This is a genomic window from Bradyrhizobium sacchari (genome assembly GCF_002068095.1).
GTDB classification, from domain to species: Bacteria; Pseudomonadota; Alphaproteobacteria; order Rhizobiales; family Xanthobacteraceae; genus Bradyrhizobium; species Bradyrhizobium sacchari.
On record NZ_LWIG01000018.1, the window covers coordinates 120660 to 124724 of the forward strand.

The 4065-nt window shown below is 65.3% G+C and carries 5 protein-coding genes; all 5 read left to right on the plus strand.

What is annotated here, in order from left to right:
* A partial coding sequence (locus A5906_RS22775; RefSeq protein WP_245326859.1) for a molybdopterin molybdotransferase MoeA occupies positions 1 to 910 on the plus strand: 910 nt, incomplete at its 5' end.
* A 176-nt stretch (positions 911 to 1086) separates the two neighbouring features.
* Positions 1087 to 1788, plus strand: coding sequence for a transcriptional repressor LexA (gene lexA, locus A5906_RS22780; RefSeq protein WP_027559402.1), 702 nt, complete (start codon positions 1087 to 1089; stop codon positions 1786 to 1788).
* A 174-nt stretch (positions 1789 to 1962) separates the two neighbouring features.
* A complete protein-coding gene (locus A5906_RS22785; RefSeq protein ID WP_080137538.1) occupies positions 1963 to 2166 on the plus strand; it encodes a hypothetical protein in 204 nt (67 codons plus the stop codon).
* A gap of 194 nt (positions 2167 to 2360) precedes the next feature.
* Complete coding sequence (locus A5906_RS43110; protein ID WP_018642279.1) at positions 2361 to 2792, plus strand: hypothetical protein; 432 nt, start codon at positions 2361 to 2363, stop codon at positions 2790 to 2792.
* A 225-nt stretch (positions 2793 to 3017) separates the two neighbouring features.
* A complete protein-coding gene (locus tag A5906_RS22795; protein ID WP_080137571.1) occupies positions 3018 to 3959 on the plus strand; it encodes a GAF domain-containing protein in 942 nt (313 codons plus the stop codon).
* Positions 3960 to 4065 lie beyond the last annotated feature (106 nt).

Below are 4065 nucleotides of genomic sequence, written 5' to 3' on the forward strand. Positions count from 1 at the left end.
CGCCGGCGCGGACGCGGTCGTGATCCAGGAAGATACGGTCGCGGACGGCAAGCGCATCACGATCAAGGAAGCAGCCATTGCCGGCCGGCACATCCGGCGCGCCGGGGTCGACTTTGCCGAAGGCGACGTGTTGCTGCGGAAGGGAACCCGGCTCACCGACCGCGACCTGTCGCTCGCTGCCGCGATGAATCACCCGCACCTGCCCGTGCACCGCCGTCCGAAGGTCGCGATCCTCGCCACCGGCGACGAACTGGTGATGCCGGGGGCAACGCCCGGCCCCGGCGAGATCGTCTATTCCAACGGCTATGCCCTGCACGCACTCGCCCGCCAGGAAGGCGCGGATACCGTCGACCTCGGCGTTGCCGCCGATACGCTGGAGGCCACCACTGCGGGGATACGGCGGGCCCGCGAGAGCGGCGCCGACATCCTGATCACGACCGGCGGCGCTTCGGTCGGCGACCACGACCTGGTCCAGCAGGCGCTCAAGGCCGAGGGGATCGCGATGACGTTCTGGAAGATCGCGATGCGGCCGGGCAAGCCGATGATGCACGGGCGGCTCGGCACGATGCGCGTGATCGGCCTGCCCGGCAATCCCGTGTCATCCTATGTGTGCGGTTTCCTGTTCATGGTGCCGCTGATTCGCGCGCTGTCGGGCCAACAGGTGATCCATCATCGCCGCGAGCGCGCCGTGCTCGGCCGCGACCTCGGCGCCAACGACCAGCGTGAGGATTATCTCCGCGCACGCCTCGAGGCGCGCGACGACGGCACGCTGATCGCCCTTCCCGTCAATCATCAGGATTCCTCGCTGCTTGCGAATCTCGCTGCGGCACAGGTACTTCTCGTGCGCGCGCCATTTGCGCCCAAGGCCGAAGCCGGCACGCCCTGCGAGGTGCTGCGCCTGCCCGTCTGAGCCGCACGGCGACACGCGTTCCGCGAACTTTGCCGCGTTCACGGTAAATTAAGCAGTTGCGGAACATGTATCGAACATATAGTGTCCGTTCATGATTTGTTTCGAGCATGCAGCGGCTTATCGCTGAATTCAGCGTCTCGGAATCGAACGACATCAACCGGGGGACTTTGGTCGAGATGTTAACGCGCAAACAATACGAGCTTCTGCGGTTCATCAGTGAGCGCCTGAAGGAAAGCGGCGTGCCGCCCTCCTTCGACGAGATGAAGGATGCGCTCGACCTGCGCTCGAAATCAGGCATCCATCGCCTGATCACCGCACTCGAGGAGCGCGGCTTCATCCGGCGCCTGCCCAACCGCGCCCGTGCGATTGAGGTCATCAAGCTGCCCGAGCTGCAGGCTGCCGCCGGCAACCGCCGCGGCTTCACGCCGAGCGTCATCGAAGGCAATCTCGGCAAGGTGCGCACGACGTCCAGCCCGCCCGCTGACGAGGGCGAGCGTCCGGTCGCCGTGCCGGTCATGGGCCGTATCGCGGCCGGCACGCCCATCGAGGCGCTGCAGACCCGCAGCCACACCATCAGCGTACCGCCTGACATGCTCGGCTCCGGCGAGCACTACGCGCTCGAGGTGCGCGGCGATTCGATGGTGGAAGCCGGCATCCTCGATGGCGACATGGCGCTGATCCAGCGTAACGAGAGCGCCGACACCGGCGACATCGTGGTGGCGCTGATCGACGACGAGGAAGCGACGCTGAAGCGCTTCCGCCGCCGCGGCGCATCGATCGCGCTCGAGCCCGCCAACGCTGCCTATGAGGTGCGTATCCTGCCGCCCAACCGGGTGAAGATTCAGGGCAAGCTGATCGGCCTGTACCGGAAGTACTGAGCTGCCCTCGCGATCGTTCGGCATCCGTTGGAGCGGACAATTGTCCGCTCCGGCTGGATAGTCTTTCTGGTTCTGCTCAGATTATCCGGCCACCTGTCCCGCGCTAGATCCTCGGCACACCGCGCGAAGCACGCATCGCTTTGCGGGCCTTTTGAAAAAACCGAAGAGACAACCATGCGCAACATTGTGTTGAGCACGCTCACGTTGGCGCTGATCGCAACGTCACTGTCGCAGGCCGCCGCCGCACGATCGCGTCATGTCCGCAAGGCGACGCCAGCAGTGACGAGCGAGCAATTCCGCAACGCACGCGACGCCATTGCGCCGCCGTCGCAATCAGCCTGGCGGTATTCGGGCTGGTCGGCGCCTGCTGGCCACTGACGGAGAAGCGTGCCGAATGCACAAAAGCGGGCTTTGTTCCTCGTGCATCTGAAAAAGATATTGTGATGGCGGCCTGCGGATCCAAGCCGCAGATTTGCCCACAACCAAGCAGACCGTTGTATGCTTCCACTCTGATAGAGGCCTGCGCCTCGACAAGAGACGCGGGTCGCTATCTTCGAATGAGGAGCACCCCGATGTGTGACTACAGCCTGCACGCCGTCGCGACGCGTCCCGCCGAAGTCGGCGAGACGATCGTCACGACAACCTTCCGCGGCACCTCGACGCGCGGCTTCGCCTCCGAAGCCGACATGTCGGTCGCGGTATGCCTGCTGCCGGGAACGGAGCTCGCCTTCGCCGACAACGTCCGCTACGACAATCGCTGGATCTGGACGCGCACCATCAATTCCCGCGTCGGCAAGTTCGGCAAGATCGATCCGCACATTCCGGATCGCCATCACGATGCGATCGAATTCCCCGACGGCAAATACGTGCTGGTAACTCAGCTCGTCGAAGGCCAGCGCGCAACCGTGCTGCAATTGCCGGTGACCCAGCCACTCGGCGAGCGCGAGCACAAGCCGCAGACCATCGCCGACAGGCCGACGATCACGCGCCTGCCTATCGGCTGATCGTAGCTGCCTCCGGCTCGCGGGTCGGGGCCCAGAACCGAAATCGCCATCGCCGGCCGTGGCCGGCGACGTGGTGTGACTTGTATCTTCGAAAATGCCTTCGCCGGATCACCCGCCGCTCTTCTCCGTCGCACGAAGTTTGCGCTGCCCTGCCTGAATTTTGAACGCCCGTTCCGCTGGCAAATGGCCGATGCTGCCAAGGTCTCGAGGCGGCGGACACGTTCGATGAAGACCTTCATTCGCGTCGTTGAACTCTGGGTGCCCGACCGGACGCGCACACGGCTGGAATTCGGCGGCGGCCTTTACGGCGACGGACTGTGCGCATTCAAGTCCGCAAGCGAAGATCTGCGCTTCGGTCGCGATGAGGGGCTTCCCGGCAAGGCCTGGGCGTCCGGCCATCCCGTCATCCTCACCAAATTCGCCAACTCCTACTTCAGGCGGACCGACCAGGCGCTCGCGGCGGGCCTGACCTGCGGCGTGGCGGTGCCGGTGTTTTCAGGCGAATTCCTGCAGGCCGTGATGGTGCTGTTCTGCGGCTATGACGAAGCGCATGTCGGCGCGATCGAACTCTGGCACAACGACCCCGATACCTCTCATGAAATGGGACTCGTCGACGGCTACTATGGCACCGCCGACATGTTCGAGTTCAACTCCCGCCACACCCGCTTTCCGCGCGGCTTCGGCCTGCCCGGCCGCACCTGGAAGGCCGGCCTGCCGCTGATCATCAAGGACCTGCACAACGCCAAGAGCTTTCTGCGCTGGGAAGACGCCGCCGAGGTCGGCATCAATCTCGGCGTCGGCGTGCCCTACCGGACCGCCACCGACCAGACCTGGGTGCTGACTTTCCTCTCCGCGCAGGCAATGCCAATCGCGCGGCGCTTCGAGATCTGGGTGCCGAACGAGGCTCGCTCAGCGCTCGTTTTCCGCGCCGGAGATTGCAGCGTCCAGACCGACCTTGCCGCGCTCTATGCGGACAAATCCATTGCCAGGGGCGACGGCGGCATCGGCGGCGCCTGGGCCACCGGGATGCCCGCCCTCAACGATGATCTTGCGCATGACAATTCGGCCGCGGCCGTTGAGGCCCGCGCCTCCGGGCTGAGCCAGATGGTCGCCTTGCCGGTGATTGGGACAGCCGGGCTCGATGCGGTGCTGGCCTGGTACCTGTAGCCGTCCACTCAATCCTCAGCCTGCATGTCCGCCTCGGATGGCGTCGCATCCCGGTTGCGGGGAGCGGGCGGCGCAAGGCGCGCGCCGAAATCGGGCTCGCCGGCGG

What these genes read in the sequence shown, in the direction of transcription:
- A5906_RS22795 (WP_080137571.1), top strand. Translation starts at nt 3,018, where the DNA reads ATGAAGACCTTCATTCGCGTCGTTGAACTCTGGGTGCCCGACCGGACG.
- A5906_RS22785 (WP_080137538.1), top strand. Translation starts at nt 1,963, where the DNA reads ATGCGCAACATTGTGTTGAGCACGCTCACGTTGGCGCTGATCGCAACG.
- lexA (WP_027559402.1), top strand. Translation starts at nt 1,087, where the DNA reads ATGTTAACGCGCAAACAATACGAGCTTCTGCGGTTCATCAGTGAGCGC.
- A5906_RS43110 (WP_018642279.1), top strand. Translation starts at nt 2,361, where the DNA reads ATGTGTGACTACAGCCTGCACGCCGTCGCGACGCGTCCCGCCGAAGTC.